The sequence below is a fragment of the Achromobacter sp. UMC46 genome (assembly GCF_014170335.1).
In the GTDB taxonomy this organism is placed as follows: domain Bacteria; phylum Pseudomonadota; class Gammaproteobacteria; order Burkholderiales; family Burkholderiaceae_B; genus Achromobacter.
In genome coordinates, this window is record NZ_LZZS01000003.1 from 145,826 (window position 1) to 168,255 (window position 22,430).

The 22,430-nt window shown below is 62.8% G+C and carries 19 protein-coding genes; 9 read left to right on the forward strand and 10 right to left on the reverse strand.

Translation table 11 applies throughout. The features are described from left to right. Positions 1-13 precede the first annotated feature (13 nt). From A9973_RS01105 to A9973_RS01150, 10 genes are all read right to left on the reverse strand, one after another. Positions 14-769: a cephalosporin hydroxylase family protein gene (locus tag A9973_RS01105; protein ID WP_183011937.1), complete on the reverse strand. Its 756-nt coding sequence runs from the start codon at positions 767-769 to the stop codon at positions 14-16. Beyond that, complete coding sequence (locus A9973_RS01110; protein WP_183011938.1) at positions 770-1,594, reverse strand: NAD(P)-dependent oxidoreductase; 825 nt, start codon at positions 1,592-1,594, stop codon at positions 770-772. Continuing rightward, a complete protein-coding gene (locus A9973_RS01115) occupies positions 1,591-2,835 on the reverse strand; it encodes a class I SAM-dependent methyltransferase (protein ID WP_183011939.1) in 1,245 nt (414 codons plus the stop codon). Before A9973_RS01115 ends, A9973_RS01110 begins: the two co-directional genes overlap by 4 nt. Further along, entirely contained in the window at positions 2,832-3,389 is a 558-nt protein-coding gene (rfbC, locus tag A9973_RS01120) for a dTDP-4-dehydrorhamnose 3,5-epimerase (RefSeq protein ID WP_183011940.1), read from the reverse strand. The genes A9973_RS01115 and rfbC overlap by 4 nt, the downstream gene beginning before the upstream one ends. After that, positions 3,386-4,456, reverse strand: a complete 1,071-nt coding sequence (rfbG, locus tag A9973_RS01125) for a CDP-glucose 4,6-dehydratase (protein ID WP_183011941.1) — start codon at positions 4,454-4,456, stop codon at positions 3,386-3,388. Before rfbG ends, rfbC begins: the two co-directional genes overlap by 4 nt. Continuing rightward, entirely contained in the window at positions 4,441-5,211 is a 771-nt protein-coding gene (rfbF, locus tag A9973_RS01130; RefSeq protein WP_183011942.1) for a glucose-1-phosphate cytidylyltransferase, read from the reverse strand. Before rfbF ends, rfbG begins: the two co-directional genes overlap by 16 nt. Continuing rightward, entirely contained in the window at positions 5,208-8,459 is a 3,252-nt protein-coding gene (locus tag A9973_RS01135) for a methyltransferase regulatory domain-containing protein (protein WP_370539421.1), read from the reverse strand. The genes rfbF and A9973_RS01135 overlap by 4 nt, the downstream gene beginning before the upstream one ends. Positions 8,460-8,876: 417 nt before the next feature. Next, on the reverse strand, positions 8,877-10,559 hold the full coding sequence (locus A9973_RS01140; protein WP_183011944.1) for a flagellin: 1,683 nt from the start codon (positions 10,557-10,559) through the stop codon (positions 8,877-8,879). A 227-nt stretch (positions 10,560-10,786) separates the two neighbouring features. Continuing rightward, a complete protein-coding gene (locus tag A9973_RS01145; protein ID WP_183011945.1) occupies positions 10,787-12,394 on the reverse strand; it encodes a methyltransferase regulatory domain-containing protein in 1,608 nt (535 codons plus the stop codon). A gap of 156 nt (positions 12,395-12,550) precedes the next feature. Further along, positions 12,551-13,306 carry an RNA polymerase sigma factor FliA gene (locus tag A9973_RS01150; protein ID WP_183011946.1) on the reverse strand — a complete coding sequence of 252 codons (756 nt, stop codon included), beginning with the start codon at positions 13,304-13,306 and terminating at the stop codon, positions 12,551-12,553. Positions 13,307-13,734: 428 nt separating this feature from the next. On the opposite strand from A9973_RS01150, the gene flhD reads away from it, so the two are divergent. The 9 genes from flhD (at position 13,735) to A9973_RS01195 (ending at position 22,427) form a co-directional block, all read left to right on the forward strand. Then, positions 13,735-14,058 carry a flagellar transcriptional regulator FlhD gene (gene flhD / locus A9973_RS01155; protein ID WP_006219025.1) on the forward strand — a complete coding sequence of 108 codons (324 nt, stop codon included), beginning with the start codon at positions 13,735-13,737 and terminating at the stop codon, positions 14,056-14,058. Between the two features lie 32 nt (positions 14,059-14,090). Beyond that, on the forward strand, positions 14,091-14,672 hold the full coding sequence (flhC, locus tag A9973_RS01160) for a flagellar transcriptional regulator FlhC (RefSeq protein ID WP_183011947.1): 582 nt from the start codon (positions 14,091-14,093) through the stop codon (positions 14,670-14,672). Positions 14,673-14,847: 175 nt separating this feature from the next. Continuing rightward, the gene (gene motA / locus A9973_RS01165; RefSeq protein WP_105559857.1) at positions 14,848-15,723 is read left to right on the forward strand and encodes a flagellar motor stator protein MotA; all 876 of its coding nucleotides are present in this window, start codon (positions 14,848-14,850) and stop codon (positions 15,721-15,723) included. 11 nt (positions 15,724-15,734) lie between these two features. Further along, positions 15,735-16,724 (forward strand): flagellar motor protein MotB, encoded by a 990-nt coding sequence (gene motB, locus A9973_RS01170; protein ID WP_183011948.1) that lies wholly within the window; start codon positions 15,735-15,737, stop codon positions 16,722-16,724. Positions 16,725-16,726: 2 nt separating this feature from the next. Continuing rightward, complete coding sequence (locus A9973_RS01175) at positions 16,727-17,107, forward strand: response regulator (protein WP_183011949.1); 381 nt, start codon at positions 16,727-16,729, stop codon at positions 17,105-17,107. A gap of 30 nt (positions 17,108-17,137) precedes the next feature. Beyond that, a complete protein-coding gene (cheA, locus tag A9973_RS01180; protein ID WP_183011950.1) occupies positions 17,138-19,249 on the forward strand; it encodes a chemotaxis protein CheA in 2,112 nt (703 codons plus the stop codon). A 17-nt stretch (positions 19,250-19,266) separates the two neighbouring features. Then, entirely contained in the window at positions 19,267-19,767 is a 501-nt protein-coding gene (cheW, locus tag A9973_RS01185) for a chemotaxis protein CheW (protein WP_105559861.1), read from the forward strand. Between the two features lie 93 nt (positions 19,768-19,860). Then, on the forward strand, positions 19,861-21,573 hold the full coding sequence (locus A9973_RS01190; protein WP_183011951.1) for a methyl-accepting chemotaxis protein: 1,713 nt from the start codon (positions 19,861-19,863) through the stop codon (positions 21,571-21,573). Further along, a complete protein-coding gene (locus tag A9973_RS01195; RefSeq protein WP_183011952.1) occupies positions 21,573-22,427 on the forward strand; it encodes a CheR family methyltransferase in 855 nt (284 codons plus the stop codon). The genes A9973_RS01190 and A9973_RS01195 overlap by 1 nt, the downstream gene beginning before the upstream one ends. Positions 22,428-22,430: the final 3 nt, after the last annotated feature.

Below are 22,430 nucleotides of genomic sequence, written 5' to 3' on the forward strand. Positions count from 1 at the left end.
CTCGATACCGCAATCAGGCCTTGCGGCGCAGGAAACCGTCCGGCGCGGACGTGACCAGCAGGCGGTCTTCCACCGAGCGGTCGATCTCGAACTCCGGGTGTTGCTTGATCCATTCCCAAACGGCGGTCTTGGGGTTGTTGCCCTTGCCCCAGTGGCGGCCCGGCCAGGGGGTGTCGGCGGGCATGTCTTCGACAAAGGTGTCGAAGACCACGCAGTAGCTGCCCACGCTGACCAAGTCGGCATAGGCGTTCAGCTCCGCCAGCACATGGTCGTGCGTGTGGTTGGAATCCAGGCAGACCAGAATGTTCTTCTTGCCCTCGGCGTGCGTACGCACTTGCGCGATGGTCGCCGGATCAATGCTGGAGCCTTCGATCAGATGAATGCGCTTTGCCAGCGGATGCGTCTCGATGGCCTGGCGATTGTGTTCGCGGATTTCGATGTCGACGCCAACCACTTCGCCCGCGCCCAGCAGCTGAAGCATCGATGCAGACAGCATCAGCGAACCGCCGTGCGCAATGCCGGTTTCGATGATCAGGTCAGGCTTCACGGCCCAGATCAGCTCCTGCATGGCCATGGCGTCCATGGGCAGTTGGATCAGCGGCCGGCCTGCCCACGAGAAGTTGTTCATGTACTTGCGTTGCAGCGCCATCTGGCGCCACGCATTGGACAGCTCGCGGAATTCCCGGTCCGTGGCAAAGCCGGCGATGCGGGCTTCTTTTTCCTCGCGGTACTCGGGGTGCGCGTCGGGCGTGGTTTCAAGGTAGGACATTCAGATTCCTTTGTGCAGACGGTACTGCTCTAGAAAATTCGGGAAGTAATCGGAAAGGGCTCGGGGACGCAGGCCGCAAAGGGCTTGCGTGCGGCTTACATCAATGTCGGCAAATGCCCATTCGGGTGCATCGGCGGCAACCGTCGTGCGGTAGCCCAGCTTGGTTTGAATCCAGCTGGCGATATCGCCGTTGGTTGCCCCTGCGCCTTGGGCGACGTTGAAGATGCCTGCGGCGCCAGAGCGCGCAATGGCCAGAATCTGTGACACCGCGTCGTCGATATGCAAATAATCCTTGCGCGACGACAGCGCCGTGCGCAGCGTGATGACGCCGTCGCGCGCGCCTTCTTCCAGCAACTGGTCGATGAAACTGTCAGGTGTGTCGCGCAGGCCCACGATGTTCGACAACCGCGCGACGTTCGCACCGGCGCGGCCTCCATGCAGGCAAAGCGATTCACCCATCAGCTTGGACAGGTTGTAGAGGTCGCTCGGGTCATTCGGGTTGACGGCAAGCGTCGCGGTTTCGCGCGTGTCCGACGCACCTGCATAAACTCGTGTGCTGGACAGATACGTCAAGCTGTCAAACTCCGCGTCGGCCAGCAGCGAGCGCAACACGCATACATGCGCCTCGACGGTCTCCAGCGGACGGCTCCGGAAGTCTGAGGTCAGGCCGATCGCGTAAATGACATGACCCAAAGGGCGTCGCAGCAGGCCAGGGTCGTAGCGCGGCGGGGCCTCGCACGGCACGCCGTCCGCACGCAAACGCGCGATCAGATGGCGGCCGATAAAGCCCGTTGCGCCCAGGACGGTGACCGGCCGGTGGTTCATGCTGAGGGGCTGCTTTCAATGGACAGCGACGGAATCGCGGTGACGAGCTTGGCGTGCCATTCCAGGCGCGCGTAGTCCAGTTGCTCGGCAACTTCAGCCTTCAGGTTCCACGGCAGGATCAGGATGTATTCCGGGCGGTCTTCGCGTAACCGGGCTTCCGCAACGATCGGGATGTGGCTGCCAGGCAAGAACTTGTCCTGCTTGGCCGGGTTCAAGTCGACCACGTAAGGAAGCAGGTCGGGGCGTACGCCCGCAAAGTTCAGCAGCGTGTTGCCCTTGGCGGCGGCGCCGTAGGCCGCAATGCGCTTGCCCCCGCGACGCAACTCCACCAGAAAGGCCAGCAAGTCGTTCTTGACCCGTTCCGCTTCTTGCTGAAAACGCGAATAGAACTCGGGTCCCGTCATGCCAGCCTGTTGCTCATGGGCGAGGGTGCGCGCGACGTCGTCGCTGACCACATGCTTGCCCGTGTCGGCACGTTGCGCAAAAACACGCAGGCTGCCGCCATGCGTGCTCAACTGCTCTACATCGAACACCGACAAACCGTTGGATTCGAAGATGCGCGACACAGCAGTCAGCGACAAGTACGAATAGTGCTCGTGGTACGCCGTATCGAACTGGCTGTCCTGCACCATGCGCAGCAGGTGCGGAAACTCGAACGTGGCCACGCCCTGCGGCTTGAGCAGGGCCGTGAACCCGGACACGAAATCGTTGATGTCCGGCACGTGAGCCAGCACGTTGTTGGCGGCGATGAGGTCTGCCGCGCGGCCCTGTTCGGCAAGCTCGTCGCCCAACGCGACGCCAAAGAACCGCTGCACGATGTCGATACCGCGACCACGTGCGGCCTGCGCCGTGCTGGCGGTGGGTTCGACGCCGTAGCATGGGACGCCCGCTGCCTTCACATACTGCAGCAGGTAGCCGTCGTTGGCGGCAATCTCGGTCACCATGCTGTCTGCGTCCAGCCCGAAGCGGCTGATCATCGTGTCCACGTATCGGCGCGAATGTGCCAGCCATGATGACGAGAACGAGCTGAAGTACGCGTAGTCGTCGGTAAACAAGGCCTCGCGCCCAGCGTGGTCTTCGGTCTGGACCAGCCAGCACGATTCACACACCAGGATGCGCAGCGGGAACCAGGTTTCGGGGCCGCGCAAGGCCGTATCGGTCAGGTAAGCGTTGGACGGGGGCGCATGGCCCAGATCCAGAAAGGGAAGGCGCAGGTCGGCCTGGCAGTGGCGGCACTTCACAGTGCGACTCCAGAAAAGGCGGTGTCCAGGCGGGGGTGTTGCTGATCGCGCTCGGACACCAGGGTAAGGGGCAACGGCCAGGTGATCCCGACGCGGGCATCCTGGAAATGCAAGCCGGCTTCGGCTTGCGGGGAATATGGGGCGGTATGGCAATAGAGCATTTCCGCGTCGTCGTTCAGCGTCTGAAAGCCATGGGCAAAGCCCTCGGGAATCAGCAGGGCGCGGCCGTTTTCGGCGCTCAAGCGCTCGGCGTGCCATTGCAGAAACGTGGGGGAACCCGCTCGCAGGTCCACGGCCACATCCCACACGGCGCCGCGAATGCAGCTGACCAGTTTCATCTCGGCATGCGGCGGCAACTGATAGTGCATGCCGCGTATCGTGCCGGCTTGTGCCGTATAGGTGTGGTTGACCTGCTCAATGGCGCGCTCCCAGCCGCAAGCGCGCAAGTCGCCGGCGTCGAACAGCCGCGCAAGGAAGCCTCGCGCATCGCCACGAGGATGACGCTGCACGACTTTCAAACCGGCAAGGGGCGTGTCGATGACATCCAGGCTCATGGCCACGCCTCGTACTTGTCGATGTCGGCGTGGCACAAGGCCAGCGCATCTTCGCCCGCATCAACGCGGCGATACCAGTCCATGCTGCGCGTGACGGCCTGGGCCAGCGGCCAGCGCGGCGCCACGTTCAAAACCGCACGCGCCTTCGACGTGTCCAGGGTCAACAGGCCGGCCTCGTGCGGGCCTTCAATCTGGTCAGCGTAAACCGTGCGGCCGCGTCCGTAGGCGGCTTGCGCTACGTCCACCACGGTGCGCACCGAGGCCGCTTCCGCGGCATCCGGCCCAAAGTTGTACGGGCCGGCAAGCGCGGGCTGTTCCCACAGCGCCTGCGCCAGCGTCAAATATCCCCCCAAGGGTTCCAGCACATGCTGCCAGGGGCGCACGGAATCCGGACGGCGAATGTGCAGATCGCCGTTGTCGCGCCAGGCGCGCACGGCGTCTGGCAACAATCGGTCCACCGACCAGTCGCCGCCGCCAATGACGTTGCCGGCGCGGGCCGTCGCGATCGCGACGCCTTGCGCGTGCAGGAACGCATCGCGGTACGACGCGATGACCAGTTCGCTTGCTGCCTTGCTGGCGCTGTAAGGATCATGGCCGCCGAGGGTGTCGCTTTCGCGATAGGGGTGTGGCCATTCGTTGTTGCGGTAGACCTTGTCCGTCGTGACCATGACGGCGACTTTCGCGGACGGCGTGGCGCGCAGCGCATCCAGCAGGTGCGCCGTACCCATGATGTTGGTCGCAAAGGTCTCGACCGGCTGCGCATAGCTGGGTCGTACCAGCGCCTGCGCGGCAAGATGCAGCACGATGTCGGGCTGGGCGGACAGCACGATGTCGCGCAACGCGTCCGCATTGCAGATGTCCGCATAACGGCTGTCGATCAGGCTGCCGACGCGCGCGGCCTGGTACAGGCTGGGCTCCGTGTTGGGGGGCAGCGCCACGCCCGTCACCTGCGCACCCAGGCGGTGCAGCCACAGCGCCAGCCAGCTTCCCTTGAAGCCGGTGTGGCCGGTCAGCAAAACACGTTTGCCGCGCCAGAAGCCGGGAGCGGGGCTTACCAGACTTTCCATGGCGCCTTGCCCGTGCTCCACAGCGACTCCAGCAGGTTCTTTTCGCGCAGCGTGTCCATGGGCTGCCAGAAGCCCAGATGTTCAAAAGCATGCAGCTCGCCATCACGGCTGAGCGTTTCCAGAGGGCCGGCTTCCCAGGTAGTGTCGTCATCGTCGATCAGCGACAGCACGCTGGGCGACAGCACGAAGAAGCCGCCGTTGATCAGGCCGCCGTCACCACGGGGCTTTTCGGTGAAACCGGTCACGCGATCGCCGTCGCGGCGCAGCGCGCCATAGCGTCCGGGCGGTTGCACGGCGGTGACGGTGGCGGCCTTGCCATGCTTGCGATGAAACGCAATCAGCGCGCCGATGTCGATGTCTGCCACGCCATCGCCATAGGTGAAGCAGAACGCGTCGTCTTCCTTCACATAGTCCGCCACGCGCTTCAAGCGGCCGCCGGTCATGGTGGTTTCACCCGTGTCCACTAGCGTCACGCGCCACGGCTCGGCCTTGCGCTGGTGCACTTCCATGCGGTTGTCGGCCATGTCGAAGGTGACGTCGGACATGTGCAGGAAGTAGTTGGCGAAGTACTCCTTGATCATGTAGCCCTTGTAGCCGCAGCAGATCACGAAGTCGTTCACGCCGTGGGCGGAGTACGTTTTCATGATGTGCCACAGGATGGGCCGCCCGCCGATTTCGATCATCGGCTTGGGGCGCGTGTGGGTTTCTTCGGAAATCCGGGTACCCAGGCCCCCGGCGAGGATGATGGCTTTCATGCTTGGGATTCGCACCAGGTGTTGAACATGCCGCGCACCGCGGCTTCGAATTTGCGGGCGAATGCGGGTTCGTCCATCAAGGGGCTTGCCTGCATGTCGCTGCGCAGGTTGGCGCGGATGCGGGTCAGGGCGGGCAGGTCGCTCGCCAGGGCGACGACCTTCTGGATATATTCTTCTTCGTTCTGCGCAATCCATTCCGGGTGGCCGATACCGTGCAGCACGGAACTGCCGATGCGTCCCACGCTGGGCCGGTCGGCAAGCGTCACATACGGCACGCCCATGTACAGCGTCTCGACGAGGGTCACGCCCGAGTTGTGCGGAAAGCAGTCCAGGCCGATGTCCATGCTGCGCAGCACATCCCACGGGGGGCTGTGGCAACCGATCATGAGGCGGCCGCGCTCAATGCCTTGCGCTTGAAAGCGGGCGATCAGTTGTTCGCGCATGGGACCGTCGCGGTAGCTGTTGCTGTCTACCATCAGGCGGCCTTCGGGCAGGCGGCGCAATATTTCGGACCAGACGCTGACGGTGCGGTCGTTCATCCGGATGGCGCGGGTCAGCGTCCCCAGCGTGACGTAGCCGTTGGCTAGCGCGGGTAGCGCACCGTAGTCGCCCATCGCCAGGTTCGGGCGGTAGATGAAGTTGCTGTCTTCCAGGCGCCAGGGCTTTTCTGAAAACAGGTGTTCGCTGCCTTCCGGCACCATGACAGCATCCGACATGATGTAGTCGATCGCCGATAAGCCGGTGCTGTAGCCAAACCCCAGCCACGTCAACGAGACGGGGGCGGGTTTGCGAGCGAAGGCGCCCAGGCGGTTTCCAGCGGTGTGGCCGGCAACGTCGATCAAGATGTCGATGCCATCCGCGCGTATGCGTTCGGCCAATTGGGCATCTGTCAGCGTGGAGGTGGGAACCCAGTAGTCGAAATAGGTTTTGAGGCGCTGGGTGGTCTGGTCTTCGGTCGTCAGTTCGGCGTAGGCCGTCAGCGTGAAATTGGACCGGTCATGGTGTTGAAACAGCGGCTCGATGAAATAGTTTCCCGAGTGTTGACGGAAGTCGGGAGATACGTAGCCCACCTTGAGTTTTCTGGGCAATTGGCGCGAATTCTTGTGCGGCCTCCAACTGGGGCGATGCTTGGCGAACAAGTCGGTATCGCAGTCGCGGTATGCCTGGAAGATTGCTTCGGCGCTGCGCTCGTCCGAATAGTTCAACGCGAACAGTAGGTTGTTGCGCGGCGTGGGCTCGGTGGGGAACACGGCAACCGCCTCGCGTGCAGCAAGCTCCGCCTTCGTGACATCACCGGCATCGATATAGGTCTTGCACAGGTTGATGCGGGCCTTGCGATGGGCAGGGTCCAGGGCGATGGCGAGCAGGTTGCTGGCCTCGGCCTCTTTGTAGCGCCGTTCGGTCGTCAGGGCGTCGGCCAGCGCGGAATGCGTTTCGGCGCTAAGCGGTGCCAGTTCGACTGCGCGGCGGCTGGCGCCGATGGCTTCGGACGTGCGCCCCAATTGCGTCATGATCGCAGCCAGCAGCACGTAGCTTTGCGGGTCGGCCGGCCCCAGTTCCAAGGTCGTCAGCGCAGGCAGCACGGCCTCTTGCACGCGTGCGGTGCTGAAAAGAGCAATGGCCAGCGCTTCCCATGCGTCCCAGAATTTGGGGGCGCTCTTTGTCAGGCGTCGCGCGATTTGTTCTGCTTCCAGGAAGGCCTTCTTCGTCATCAACTCGTGCAGGCGAATGGCCTGGGCGGCGATGGCCTGTCCCGGATTGGGCTGGTGTCCGCTTGCGGCAAGAATGCGCGCGTTCAGGCTCAGGCATGCCAGTGCGCTGATGTACAGGCCTAGCAGCGGCATATTGCCGTGCGCAGCGATCATCGAGTCGCGCAGCATCGTTGCCCACGCGCGCGTATTGCCTTGAACGAGCGCATAACGCTTGAGCAGCGACAGCGTTTCCGCTACATCCGAAGGGTCCGAGGGCGTTCCCCCCGTGTCCGGCACATTGGGTAAGCGGCCAGCGGCAAGATTGCGGATGATGGCGGACTGCGCATCCGACGGTATCAGTTTGACGGGTTCATGCCAGAGGTTGAAGCGCGGCAGGGCAGGCGCCGCGTCAGCGGCAATCAGAAAGGGTAGCGGCCGCAAAGCGGGATCGCCTTCGCGTTCGTAAGGGCCGGCGTCCAGGGTGTAGTGCAGCAGATCGTTTTCCATCAGCGTCTGCAAGACGCGGTCCAACACCTTGCGTCCTGCGGCGTCGTCGATCTGATTCTTGTTCAGCAGGACGGCGAGCAGCGTCGGGTAGGGCAACGTCGCCGGCCACGCGTGGTTGAGCATGTCCGTGACTGCAACCACGTCCGCATCCTGGGTGACCAGGGCTCGGCCAAGGTGGTTCACATACGTGGCGCCGCTCTCTTGTCCATTGGCGGCCAGGCGGATCAGCCCGCAGGCAAAGCGCAGCTCCCGCATGCGGTTCAGGTCAGGCTTGCCCGCCACGCTGGTTGCGCGCGCTTGCGCTACCCATAGGCTCTGACGGAAGGCGCGGCCCGTGGCGAAGTCCAGGTATTGCTGGCGCACGGTAGCGGGCTGGCCCATGGCCAGCAGGCTGTGATTCAGCGATACGCCTTGGCCGAAATTCAAGGCGATTTCGCTGAGCGGCTGGGTGTCGCCCACGTAGGCCAGCCCGGCCTCGGAGGCGCGTCCGGCCAGTTCGACGAAGTAACTCGGATTGCAGGCCAGCAACTGGAGCCCGCCCTCGTCATCCCCTTGCGCGGCGTTCAGGTCGCGCTCGAACTGCGCCACGATGCCGGGTAATGCCGCTTGTTGAGGGTTCGTCGCCGCCAAGCCTTCCTTGAACAGGGTCAGGGCGGCCAATGCGCTTTGGCGCAATTCGGCGTTGGTCTGCGCGGCGTGGCCATGCAGCATGATGGCGTCGCGCACCACATCCAGCGCCTTGGCGCCCGGGTAGACGTGGCTGTCCAGGTAAAGAATGCCCTGGGGCGTCAACAGGGCGGCGCAGGCTTGCAGCAGGGCCTGCGCGGCGTCGGCGGTCAGGTAACTGTAGACGCCAGTGGCGATGATGTAGTCGAACAGACCCAACTGTGAGCCTACGTCGGTCGCTTGACCTACATAGAGCGCCAGGTTGGATGCACCGAGGCGGCGTGCCGCCTCGGTGCCCTGGCTGACCAAGGTTTCCGAAGGATCAAGCCCGATCGCCTGCGCGTCGGGGTACGCTAGCGCGAACGGCAGCAGTGCCTCGCCCATACCGCAGCCAATGGCCAGCACCCGTGCGCGTTCTAGCGGCGGGGTTTCGACCCCGTATAAGTGCGCTGTGGCGTGCAATCTGGCAGGAGAATGGCTGGGCGACAGCCGGCCCGGATCTGCAATGGCTTGTCGTTGGGTGAAGGCCGGATAGGACATGTGGCGTTAGGGCTGGTCGAAGCTAGGGAGTCTGATCCGGGAATTCTACGAATGGCGGCCGGGACTCATTCGGCGAATCAGCGTTGGAATATCCCGCCACTTTGGACAAAGCTCGCCAGCCACAGACGCCAGGTCTGGACGAAAAAAAACCCGCCGTGAGGCGGGTTTTCGAGGTGGCCAGGCCTGGCGCGAAGGGCCAGTCCTGGCTGCCAGCCAGAGGAAGCCGAAGTTTCCTCTGCCGACCGTTGCCGAAGCTGAGAATTAACGCAGCAGGGACAGAACGGTTTGCGGCACTTGGTTGGCTTGCGCCAGAACCGAGGTACCAGCTTGTTGCAGGATCTGAGCCTTGGACATGTTCGACACTTCCGTGGCGTAGTCGGCGTCTTGAATACGCGAACGAGCGTTGGAGAGGTTGTTGACCACGTTGTTCAGGTTGGCGATCGTCGATTCCAGGCGGTTTTGCACAGCGCCCAGTTCGCCGGTCAGCTTGTCCAGCTTCGTGAAGGCGGAGTCCAGCGTCTTCAGCGGATCGGTGGTCAGCGTGCCCTTGCTCGTGTTTTCCGTGGTCAGCTTACCCGAGCTGTTGACCTTGGCTTCAGCGCCGATCTTGGCGGTGTAGTCACCCGTGCCCGTGCCGCTCTTGACCGTAGCCTTGCCCGTGTTCGGGTCAACGGTGTAGGTCGTGTCGTACGTCTTGGTCGTGGTGAACGTGCCCTTGTCATCAACGTACGTGTCGGTCGACGCGCCGCTGGTGAAGGTGACGTTGGCGCTGGTGATGCCTTGACCCAGCTTGACGACCACGCCGCCGGCGGTAGCGTTGGCCTTGACGTTGGCCAGCAGCGCATCGGTAGCGATGGTGTTGGTGAACGACAGAGCGTTGGCGGTGCCGGTGCTGGAGTACGTCTTGCCACCGATCGAAACCGACGACGAACCAGCGGCGCCGGTGTTGGCGGCGGCGGTCAGCACGGTGTTCAGCGTAGCGGCGGTAGCCGATGCGTTGTTGGTGGTCAGGTTGCCAGCGGCATCCAGGAAGGCGTCTTGGCCGCCGATGGTGACCTTGCCCGTAGCGTCGACTTGGAAGTCAGTCTGGCCGCCGTTGTTGTGGGTGTAGGTCGCGGTCGTCGTGCCGGTAGCCGGACGCAGCGAGTTGGCCAGGGTGGTGATGGCGCCAGCGCTCGAAGCCGACTTGTCGGTGAACGTGAAGTTCTTGTTGGCCGCGTCGTACGTGTAGACGGTAGCGGCGGTGCCGGAGCCAACGGTAACGGTGTTGCCGTTTTCCACCTTGGCGAACGTTTGGTCAGCCGTTGCAGCGGCGTGCGTCGTGGTGACGGTCCAGTCGTTGCCGGCGGCGGTGCCGCCAGCGGCTTGCAGGTCGGACACGGTAGCCGAACGGTTCTGGGTCACGCCCGAGCCGTTGACGTTGAAGCCGTCCAGACCCAGCGTCTTGACGCTGATTTCCGACAGGTTCAGGGTGATGGTTTCGCCGTCGTTGGCGCCGACTTGCAGCGTCAGGGGCTTGGCGTTGGCCGACAGGACCTTCACGCCGTTGAAGTCGGTTTGTTGCGAGATGCGGTCGATGTCCGACAGACGTTGGTTGATTTCGTCTTGCATCGAGTTCAGCTGCTCTTGCGAGTAGCTGCCGTTACCGGCTTGCACCGACAGTTCGCGAACGCGCTGCAGGTGGGTGTTGATTTCGGAGGCGGCGCCTTCCGTCGTCTGAGCCAGCGAGATGCCGTCGTTGGCGTTACGAGCGGCTTGGGTCAGGCCCTTGACGTTCGCGGTGAAGCGGTTGGCAATGGCCATACCGGCGGCGTCGTCCTTGGCGCTGTTGATGCGCAGGCCCGACGACAGGCGTTCGATGGCGGTACCCAGGGACGATTGCGACTTGTTCAGGTTGTTCTGAGCAACGAGCGACAAGTAGTTGGTGTTAATGACTGCAGCCATGTTTAGGCTCCCAAGAGAGAAAGGCTTCTTCAAACCGGGCAGCGGGGCCGCCCATCGTGTTAACGGGAGAATTCGCTTTCTTGCGTCTTCGAATTGCTCCGTTGCCAGGATTACGGCAGTCGCAAATCAATCTTTAGGCTTTTTTTTCGGCAATCGTAAATATGTTGAGGTTTTTGGTGCTTTCCGGAGCTGGCGAGGCCTCGCGCCAGCTCCGGCGGCCAAATGTATCAGTTCAGCAGCAGCCCGGCGCGGCGCAATTCAGCCAGCAGGGCGTTCAAAAATTCCTGCGCGACCGGCTCCAGATTGCGGGCGCCCTTATAGGTTTGTCCGTTGGGATGGGCAAGACGGCCCGAGGTCAGCGCGTCCCGCACTTGTGTACGCAGGTCGGTCAGGGAGTGCGTGCCATCCATTTGAAGGGCGATGAATTGGCTTAACGCATCGGCCGGAGGGTTCACGGGCTGATGCCAAAAGTTGTACATGCCCACCTGGCTCGGCTGGCGGATGACTTCACGAAGCAATGGGAGGGCGCCCGGGATCAAGGCGGGTTTGCTGTCCGCTGCCATATAGGCCGACGGCTCCATGCGGAAATGAACTGCACTGGATTGCACCAGCGTGATCAAGTTCATATAGACGGCGTTGCACAAATCTTCTCGCGCTGCGTCCCGGTTGTGGTGCTGTGCAATGTCCAGAATGGCGCCAAAGGGCAGGGCGCGCGGCCAGGCTTGGTTCAGCGCGTCGATCATCCCGACCATGGCCGGGTCCTTGCTGCTCAGGGTCGCGCCATTGGGTGTCATGTAGTGGCGATGTTCCGCCGATGCGCCCGTCGTCGCCGCTGCGGCAGCGTCAAGCTTCGTAGAAAAGTGCATCTCTTTGAAGGCGCTGCCTTCCGGCTGGGCCAGCATCTGGTCCGCGCGATCCGCATGCACCAGCAGGCTCTTGCGAAACGAGCGTCCCACAGCGAAATCCAGATATTGCTCGCGCATTTCGCGGTTGCCATTGGCTGACAGGCCATTCAGGCCCAGCGCGACTTTGGCGCCGTAAGTTGACGCGAAGGTCAAATGTGGCTCGGCGTCCGTGACGTAGGCCAGGCCGGCCTGTTGCGCGGCGGCCGCAAATTCCAGGAAGTAGCAAGGCGTGTTGATCGCTTCCAGGTATTCGTGCAAGACGTAATGGTCGGACTGGCCACGCAGCTTGCCCGCAACATTTTGCAGCGCAGCGTGCAGCGGGTTGTTGTGCCACAGGCCATTTTCGATGAGATCCAGCATTTCCTTGGCGCTGGCAAGTTTTTCCTGTGCCGTCTGCGCGCCAAAACTGTTCAGGATCATCGCGTCGCGAACCACGTCGGCGGCTTTCCATCCCGGGTAGGTGTTGTAACTGATATAGGCAATCCCTTCCGGGGCCAGATTTTCCCGGCAGATGCGGAAGATCGCGTCGCGCACTTCGGGGGGTACCCAGCTGAAAACGCCGTGGCAAATGATGTAGTCGAACATCCCGAACTCGGGCGTGATGTCGGTCAGGCTCATCGCGCGCAAGTCGAGATTGCGCGCGCCGACTTTCTCGGCGATCCGCTGGCCTGCCTCGATCTGTTGAGGCGCCAGATCAATGCCCACCACCTGAGCGCCCGGGTAGGCCATCGCAAAGGGCAACAGGTTTCCGCCGGCGGCGCCACCGAGTTCCAGCACGCGGGCGTTGTCGAGTGCTGGCGTGGCCAACCCGTAGAGACTGGCCACTGCTCGCAAGTTGCCTGGCGACGTGTAGGCGAACGCGTTCGAAATGTACGGGGTTTCGTCGTAGGCGTCAGAAATTGCCTGCGTCAAATGATCGGCTGCGGTCATGACTGAATTCCAGGGGTAGGCGGGGTGTGCTGCATGCGTGCGCGATCGCGCACGCACTAAGACTCGATTTGAGAGGCTAGCAGCCCGGCATAGCGGCCGATGGGCTGAATAGCGTCGGATTTCCGGGGGATTTTGGAGCAGCCGAAGGGCTCGATCTCAAATAATCTGCGCGATCTGCCCCTCCTGGGGCAGCGCCTGCCAGGCCTGGTCCTTCATCTTGGCGCGAATCCGAGCCGTCGCCTGCGAGCGCAGCTGGCATACGCGGGCTTCGGTCACATTCATGATCGCGCCGATTTCCTTCAGGTTCAGGCCCTGTTCGTAACACAGCGACAGCAGCAGTTTTTCGCGGTCGGGCAGGGTGTCGATGGCGTGGATCAGCGCTTGGCGGAAATCGCCTGCCAACAGCGAGTCGAGCGGATTCCCGCCGGCCGACCCGTGGTTCAAGGTGGCGGACCAGTCGGCTTGGCCGGAAGCCGAATCGGGCTCGGTCGTGAAATCCTCGTAATGCACGATCTGCACGCCTTGGGCGTCGTGCAGGAGCGTCTGGTATTCATTTAGCGGCATATCGAGCTGAGCGGCGATTTCGGCTTCGCCGGGCGCGCGCATCAGCCGCTGTTCCAGCTGCTGGATGGCCTGTTCGATCTTGCGCGCCTTGGCGCGGACGCTGCGCGGCAGCCAGTCCTGGCCGCGGAGCTCGTCCAGCATCGCGCCACGGATACGGGTCGTGGCGTAGGTCTCGAATTGGGCGTCTGCCGTTTCCTGATAGCGCCTTACGGCGTCAAGCAGACCGATCATGCCGGCCTGTATCAGGTCGTCAAGCTCAACGCTGGCGGGTAGCCGGGCGAGCAATTGCAGGGCCAGCTTCCGCACTAGCGGGGCATATTCGACCAAGCTGTCATCTGCGTGGGGCATTGCGGGAATGTCAGGCGGTGTCCATCGTGACGCATTGTCAGACGTTGTCAATTTGCGACATTGTCGACAAACGCGCGGCTGCGCTAAAGCTAGCAATTAAGTGATCGGCAAGGTGCCATTGTCGGGACTGCACAACATTTCATTCGTTGAAGTACGCAATGTTTTGAATGCTTATTTGCCAAATTGACGTAAATTCGCCTGAAATTTCTATGTCAAGGTGTATCTATTTTCGCAAGTTGCGCAATATCAACAAAGTTTTGTCATATAAGTCATAGAAAATGACATCAGCTGTGGTAAATTTTACTTAAATTGCGAACAAATGATACATTTCGCATTAAAACAGATCGCAGCAAGCCGCCAGGCAATTCGGGTTGCCGGCGCTTTTGGTTATCGAGCCCCGTGGGTGGGATAGGGATAGGGAGTAGGGCGTGCAACAAGTCGAAAATTCATTGCTGGCAGATATTCGCGAAGTGAATCTGTCATATCTGTTACTTGCGCAACGTATGTTGCGTGATGACTATGCTGCATCGATGTTCCGTCTGGGGTTCAGCAACGAAGTTGCCGACATCCTGATGCGACTGTCGCCGGCCCAACTCGTGAAACTGGCCAGTTCCAGCTCGCTGCTGTGCCGATTCCGTTTTGACGATTACAGCCTGTTGTCGGCGCTGACCCATGACGTTCTGGGTGGTGCGCTGCAACAAGCGCATGCAACCATCCTGCTGGCCAAGCAACCTGTAGAAGAACTGGCCTGACGGCCGTTCGGACCCTCAATCGGACTCGCGCAATGGCCTCCAAAAGCGTTTCACAGGAAGCGGACGACATCCTGCTTGCCAGCTCCATGATTACCTTGGGAGCGCGGTTGCAGGTGCTGGAGGCTGAAACCAGCCTCAGCCACGACCGCTTGGCACGCTTGTATCGCGAAATCCGCGGCTGCTCGCCACCCAAGGGCATGCTGCCATTTTCGGTCGACTGGTTCATGACCTGGTTGCCGAACATCCATTCTTCGCTGTTCTACAACGTTTATTCGTTCCTGAACGCGCGCACCAGCAGCAAGGGCATCCGCGCCACCATCGACGCGTATCGCCTGTATCTGGAGAACGCGGGCCTGGATGCCTCGGAAAACGCCGAACCGGTGCTGAGCTTCACCCGCGCCTGGATGCTGGTGCGCTTCTTCGACAGCGGCATGCTGCAACTGTCCGCCTGCCGCCAGTGCGGCGGCCATTTCATCGCCCACGCCCACGATCCGCAATCGGATTTCGTGTGCGCGATCTGCCGGCCCCCACCTCGCGCCGGCAAGACGCGCGCGGCCGCCAAAGCACGCGCCGGCAGCCGTCCGGCGCCCGCCGTCGACGCCGCTCGGCCTTGATCGCCGGCGCTTGGCTGGCCGGACCCGGCTGGCCACGCCTAGGCCGGCGGCAGCTCGCCGGCCGCAGCCAAATACATCAAAAGCCCTGTAAAACTCCCCGTAACCCGCCTTTTTGGGTCGGGGGGAACAGGGGATCATTGACGCCAGTTTTAGACTTCGTTGGCAGGGGCCTGATGTGTTGATTGTTATCGGTTTTCTCGTGGTGATCGTGTCGGTCGTCGGTAGCTTCATAGCGCTGGGCGGCCACTTGGGCGCGCTTTACCAGCCCTTCGAGCTGACGCTGATCTTCGGTTCGGCTCTAGGGGCGTTCCTTGCCGGCAACAGCAAAAAGTCGCTGATGCTGGTGAAGAAGGCGCTGCCCGACGCGCTGAAGAGTTCGCGCTACGGCAAGGACGTGTACATGGAGCTGATGGCGCTCCTGTATGTATTGCTGAACAAAGCGCGCCGCGAAGGCCTGATGGCCATCGAATCGCATATCGAGGATCCGGCCTCCAGCCCGATCTTCAGCGAATATCCCCGCATCGCCAAAGACGCGAAGCTCATGGAGTTCATCACGGACTACCTGCGCATCATGATCAGCGGCAACATGAGCTCGTTTGAAATCGAAACGCTCATGGACGAGGAAATCGAAACCTACCGCCACGAGCGCGAAGTGCCCGCGCATGCGTTGCACCAGATGGCCGACGGCCTGCCGGCATTCGGCATCGTGGCCGCGGTGCTGGGCGTGATCAAGGCGCTGGCCGCCGTGGACCAGCCGCCCGCGATCCTGGGCGACCTGATCTCCAAGGCCATGGTCGGCACCTTCCTGGGTATTTTGCTGGCCTACGGTTTCGTGGGGCCGCTGGCCTCGCGCGTCGAACGGCGCACCGACGAAGCCATGAAAGTGCTGGAATGCATCAAGACCACGCTGCTGGCCAGCATGAACGGCTACCCGCCCCAGTTGGCGGTGGAATTCGGCCGCAAGGTGCTGTTCTCGTCCGTGCGTCCGACTTTCGGTGAGCTGGAAGAGCACGTCCGGCAAACCAAGTCGACCGCAACCGGCAAGGCCTGACGGAGCGGGCCATGAGCACGGTAAACAACCACCGTGTGGTGATCCGCCGCAAGAAGGTCAAGGGCGGCGGGCACCACGGCGGCAGCTGGAAGATCGCCTACGCCGACTTCATCACGGCGATGATGGCGTTTTTCCTGGTGATGTGGCTGATCAGCATCGTGCCGCGCGAAGAACTCAAGGGCATCGCGGAGTATTTCCGCATGCCGTTGCGCGTGGCGATCATGGGCGGGCCTAATAACTCGGCCGAAACCAGCGCGGTGCCGGGGGGAGGGCAGGATCCCTTGCGCAGCGAGGGCGATGTGCGCCGCGCCCAGGGCAATCGGGTGGAAGCCCAGCCCATGGGCGATGCCGAGCGCCGCGAACAGCACCGCCTGGAGAACCTGAAAAGGCGCCTCGAGAACGTCATCGACACCAGCCCCGTCCTGAAGAGCTTCAGGCCGCAGCTGCTGATCGACCTGACGACCGAAGGCCTGCGCATTCAGATCATCGACAACCAGAACCGTCCGATGTTCGCGACCGGCCGCGCGGAAGTGCAGCCCTACATGCGCGACATCCTCCGGGAATTGGGGCCGGTGCTGAACGAGCTGCCGAACAAGGTCAGCATCTCGGGCCACACGGACGCCTCGCAGTATGCGCGCGGCGAACGCGCCTACAGCAATTGGGAACTTTCGGCCGACCGCGCGAACGCCTCCCGCCAGGAGCTGGTGGCCGGCGGCATGAATGAAAGCAAGGTCATGCGCATCCAGGGGCTGTCTTCCAGCATGAGTCTGGTTAAAGATGATCCTTACGCAGCCGTTAATAGACGTATCAGCCTCGTGGTGCTCAATCTGAACACCCAGAAGCGCATCGAAAACGAGAACGCCGCCGCAGCGGACGTTAGCGCCAAGGATGCCCGCGAGGTGGGAACGGCCGTGGAGGCGGTGCAAGCCGCCACCCAGGCCGCGACGGCAACCAAGCAAGGCGAAGCGGCGAATGTGCCGCCCGCTGAAGGGGTTCGATAGCAATGGCGGCAACGATTCTGGTGGCGGACGATTCGGCGACGATGCGGATGATCGTGCAGGCGACGCTGACGGGCGCGGGATGGAAAGTACTGACGGCCGGCAATGGCCAGGAAGCGCTGGAAGTGGCCAAGAACCACCCGGTGGATCTGGTGGTCAGCGACTGGAACATGCCGGTCATGGGCGGGTTGCAATTGATTCAGGGCTTGCGCGAGCAGGACCAGTACCTGGACGTGCCGGTGCTGGTGCTGACCACCGAAGACGATGTGGATAGCAAGATGGCCGCTCGGGATCTGGGCGTTTGTGGCTGGCTTTCCAAGCCGGTCGACCCCGATGTGCTGGTGGAATTGGCGACCGAACTGCTCGACGAGCAGGCCGGCGCGTAAAGCAGGTTCATTTATGAAGGCGTACGGGTCATGAGTGCTGGTTTGGACCTCAGTCAGTTTTACGAGACCTTTTTCGACGAGGCGGATGAGCTGCTCGCGCAAATGGAACAGTTGCTGCTAGAGCTGGATGTGGGCGCGCCCGACATCGAGCAGCTCAACGCCATCTTCCGCGCGGCCCACTCGATCAAGGGCGGTGCGGCGACATTCGGCTGTTTCACGCAGCTTGCGGGCACCACCCATCTGCTGGAAAACCTTCTGGACGCAATCCGTCGCGGTGAAATGGCGCTGCGCACGGACATGATTGATATCTTCTTGGAAACGAAAGACGTGCTCAAAAGCCAACTGGATGCCTATCGGGCCTCCGAAGAGCCCGATGAAGCCGTGTTTGAGCGTATCTGCGCCGTATTGAGGCAGCTGGCGCTGGAGCATAAGGATCCTGCCGCGGCTGCCGCGGCTGCGGCGGACCCGGCTGGGGCTGCGCCCGCTGTGGCGGCAGCACCTGCGCCGGCACCGGCTCCGGTTGTGGCCGCACCGGCGCCCGCGCAAGCGGCCGCCGACGCTGGCGATCTGCCGCTGAAGGTGCGGATCACCAAGGTGTCGGACAAGGATGCCGCGGCCCTGCTTGAAGAAATGGGCAACCTGGGTACGGTGAAGGCCAGCGAACGCGCCGACGGCGTCCTGACCGTGTGGGTGGACAGCACCTGCACGCCGGACGATATCGAGGCCGTGTGCTGCTTCATCGTCGACGGCGACCAATTGAACATCAGCCGCGAAGCGGCCCCGGCAGCCGCCGCGGCGCCGGTGGCGGCCGAACCGGCTCCCGCTACTGTCGCACCCGCGCCGGTGGCTCCGGCCCCGGCCGTCGCGGAATCGGCGGCTGCCGCCGAAGCGATCACCCAGGCGGCCGCCCGCGCGTCGCGCCCGGCCGCGCCGGCGCACGCCGACAAGGAATCCACGTCCATCCGCGTGGGCGTGGAGAAAGTCGACCAGGTCATCAACCTGGTGGGCGAACTGGTCATCACGCAAGCCATGTTGGCGCAGACGGCGTCCACGCTGGACCCGGTCCTGCACGACCGCCTGTTGAACGGCATGGAGCAGCTGGAACGCAATGCCCGCGACCTGCAGGAAGCGGTGATGTCGATCCGCATGATGCCGATGGACTACGTGTTCAGCCGCTTCCCCCGCCTGGTGCGCGACATCGCCGGCAAGATGGGCAAGCAGATCGAACTGCAGACCCACGGCCGCGCGACCGAACTGGACAAGAGCCTGATCGAACGCATCATCGACCCGCTGACGCACCTGGTGCGCAACAGCCTGGACCACGGCATCGAGACGCCCGAAAAGCGCATCGCCGCCGGCAAGGATCCAGTGGGCCAGCTGGTGTTGTCCGCCCAGCATAACGGCGGCAACATCGTGATCGAGGTCAGCGACGACGGCGGCGGCCTGAGCCGTGACAAGATCCTGAAGAAGGCCATGGCCCAAGGCCTGCCGGTCAACGAGAATTCACCCGACGACGAGATCTGGCAACTGATCTTCGCGCCAGGCTTCTCCACCGCCGAAAAAGTCACGGACATTTCCGGCCGCGGCGTTGGCATGGACGTGGTGCGCCGGAACATCCAGGACATGGGCGGCCACGTGCAGCTGTCTTGCGAACCGGGCAACGGCACCACGACCCGCATCGTGCTGCCGCTGACGCTGGCCATCCTGGACGGCATGTCGGTACGGGTGGGCGAAGAAACCTTCATCCTGCCGCTGAACAATGTGACGGAATCGCTGCAGCCGACGAACGACCAGATCTATTCGGTGGCGGGCAACGAACGCGTGATGCACGTGCGCGGCGAATACCTGCCGCTGGTCGAAATGCACCGCGTGTTTTCGGTGGCGGGAGCCCAGTCGGATCCCACGCAGGCCATCGCCGTCATCATGCAGGCCGAAGACCGCCGTTTCGCGCTGCTGGTCGATCACCTGATCGGGCAGCACCAGGTCGTGGTCAAGAACCTTGAGTCGAACTACCGCAAGGTCCCCGGCATCTCCGCCGCCACCATCCTGGGCGATGGCAGCGTAGCGCTGATTGTCGACGTATTTGCGCTTGCGCGCGCCAACCGTGAACGTTGGTCGCAGCCCGAAGCCATTCTGAATTGATGGAGCACTAAAAAATCATGGCAGCCAAACCGCAAGCGCAATCCGCGCGCAACGAAGATGTCGGCAGCGAATTCCTGGTCTTCACGCTGGGCGATGAAGAGTACGGCATCGACATCCTGAAAGTGCAGGAAATCCGTGGCTACGACGCCGACACGGTGACCCGCATCGCCAACGTCCCCTCGTTCATCAAGGGCGTGACGAACCTGCGCGGCATCATCGTCCCGATCGTCGACCTGCGCATCAAGTTCAACCTGAGCCGCGTCGAATACAACGAGCAGACCGTCGTGATCATTCTGAACCTGGATCGCCGCGTGGTCGGCATCGTGGTCGACGGCGTGTCCGACGTGTTGATGCTGAATGCGGGCCAGATCCGCCCGGCGCCGGAGTTCGGCGCGACGCTGTCCACCGAATACCTGACCGGCCTGGGTACGGTGGATGAGCGCATGCTGATCCTGGTGGATATCGAGAAGATGATGACCAGCGATGAGATGGCGCTGGTGGAGAAAGCCGCTTCCTGATCGGAATCCGGCTGGAATGCGGGGTAGAGGCGCCATATTGAATCCGATGTGGCGCTTTCCTTTAACGATTGCAGTCAAGGGATGGTTCTTGTGATGCGCAAGTTTTTCGCGAACATGACGATACGCAGCAGCCTGTTGTGGGTGCTGGCGTTCTTCTCATTCATGTTGGTGATCGGGGCGGCGCTTGGCGTGTTGTCCTTGCGCATCAGCAACGGGACCCTGGCTGAAATCAAGCAATCGCAGGAACTGGACGACGCGGTGGGCCGCGTCGTGTCCAGCTACAAGGATTCCATGAACGGCCTGGGCCGCGCGGCGACCGCCAACTATGCGGACATCGTCAGCAGCGTGGGTCAGGCTACCTTGCTGACGCAAGGCCTGTCTGCCGAGGCCACCGGCCTCTTGGAACGCGCCAAGGCGGCCATGAACAAAGGCCAGGCGGAATTCGAGTATTACAAGACGCTGCCGCAGCCTGCGGAGGCCTCCGAAACGCTGAAAGAAATCGAGGCTTCCTATGGCGCGCTGGTGCAGCAAGGCTTGACGCCGCTGGTCGCCGCCCTGGAAAAGGCCGACATGCCGGCCTACCAGAAGCAGGTGCAGACCGTGCAGGATGCGCTGGAAGGCCGTTTCGCGCGTGCCGTCGAAGGTTTCGATTTCTGGCGCGCCAGCAAGATGCTGGACGCGCATGAGGTGGCGCAGTTGCGTTACCAGTTCGTGCTGATCGCCGTCGGCGCAGGCGGCGTGATCGCCGCGTTGCTGGTGTTCGCGACTTATGTCTTCCTGCGCCGCCGCGTGCTGCAGCCGCTGAGGGAAGCCGGCCACCATTTCGACCGCATCGCCGGCGGCGACCTGACCGCCCGCGTGGACGTGCACAACACCAACGAGATCGGCCAGTTGTTCGCGGCGCTCAAACGCATGCAGGAAAGCCTGACGCGCACGGTGTCGACGGTGCGCCGCGGCGTGGATGAGATCAACGTCGGGTCGCACGAAATCGCGGCCGGCAACACCGACCTGTCCAGCCGGACCGAACAGCAGGCGGCCTCGCTTGAGGAAACCGCTGCGTCCATGGAGCAATTGGCATCCACGGTGAAGCAGAACGCGGACAACGCGCGTCAGGCCAACCAGCTGGCCGCCAGCGCGTCGGACGTGGCCGAGCGCGGCGGCTCGGCCGTGGCGGAAGTGGTGAACACCATGCACGGCATTTCGGCCAGCTCGCGCAAGATCTCGGAAATCGTGTCGGTCATCGACGGCATCGCGTTCCAGACGAACATCCTGGCCTTGAACGCGGCGGTGGAAGCCGCGCGTGCGGGCGAGCAGGGCAAGGGCTTTGCGGTCGTGGCGGGCGAAGTGCGCTCGCTGGCGCAACGCAGCGCGCAGGCGGCCAAGGAAATCAAGGGCCTGATCGAAGACTCCGTCACGACAGTGGGCGCGGGTTCGCAGCAGGTGGAACGCGCGGGCGCGACGATGCAAGAGATCGTGGCCTCGGTCAAGCGCGTGACAGACATCATGGGCGAGATCTCGGCGGCGTCGGAAGAGCAATCCAGCGGCATCGACCAGGTCAACCGCGCCGTGTCGCAAATGGACGAAGTGACGCAGCAGAACGCGGCGCTGGTGGAAGAAGCGGCCGCTGCCGCCGGCTCGTTGCAAGAGCAGGCCCAGCGTCTGGCGGAAGCCGTCGCGGTGTTCAAGATCAATGCGGGCGAGGTCATCGAAGTGCCGGCGCATCGCCTGTCTTCCGCGCGTTCGTCCGATGACGATACCCGTCTGCATGCACCCGACGCGTTCGCGCTCGGGCACCGAGGAGCGTAGTGGCAACCGCAGCAACTTCGGCGCCGTCCATTTCGGTTGAGCGCCAATTCGATTTCCGCGACGCGGATTTTTCCCGCGTCCGCAAGATGATTCATGCGCGCGCCGGTATTTCGCTGGGCACGCATAAGCGCGAAATGGTCTACAGCCGCCTGGCGCGGCGCCTGCGCGCCTTGGGCCGGCAGGACTTCGGCAGCTATCTGGACCAGCTCGAAAACGAGCCCGACGCGGCCGAGTGGGAAGACTTCGTCAATGCGCTCACGACCAACCTGACGGCGTTCTTCCGGGAGTCGCACCACTTTCCGATTCTGGCCGATTTCGCGCAGAAGCGCGGCGGCCCGGTGTCGGTATGGTGTTGCGCCGCCTCTACCGGCGAAGAACCGTATTCCATCGCCATGACCCTGGTCGAGGCCATGGGGCCGCGCGCCAGCGCCAGCACGGTGCTGGCCACCGACATCGACACGAATGTGTTGAACCGGGCTCGCGCGGCGGTGTACCCGGCCGAACGCGTGGCGAAGATGGAAGACGAGCGCCTGCGCCGCTTCTTCCTGAAGGGCCGCGGGGCGAACGCGGGCCAGGTCCGGGTGCGCCCCGAGATCGCCGACATGGTGCGCTACGAGACCTTGAACCTGTTGGCGCCGTCCTGGGCGATCAACGAAAAGTTCGACGTGATCTTCTGCCGCAACGTCATGATCTATTTCGACAAGCCGACGCAGGCGAAGATTCTGGAGCGTTTCGTGCCGCTGCTCAAGCCGGGCGGCCTGCTGTTCGCCGGACACTCCGAGAACTTCACCTACATCAGCCGGGATTTTCGTCTGCGCGGGCAGACGGTCTACGAATGTGCGAGTAAGGCCTGAATG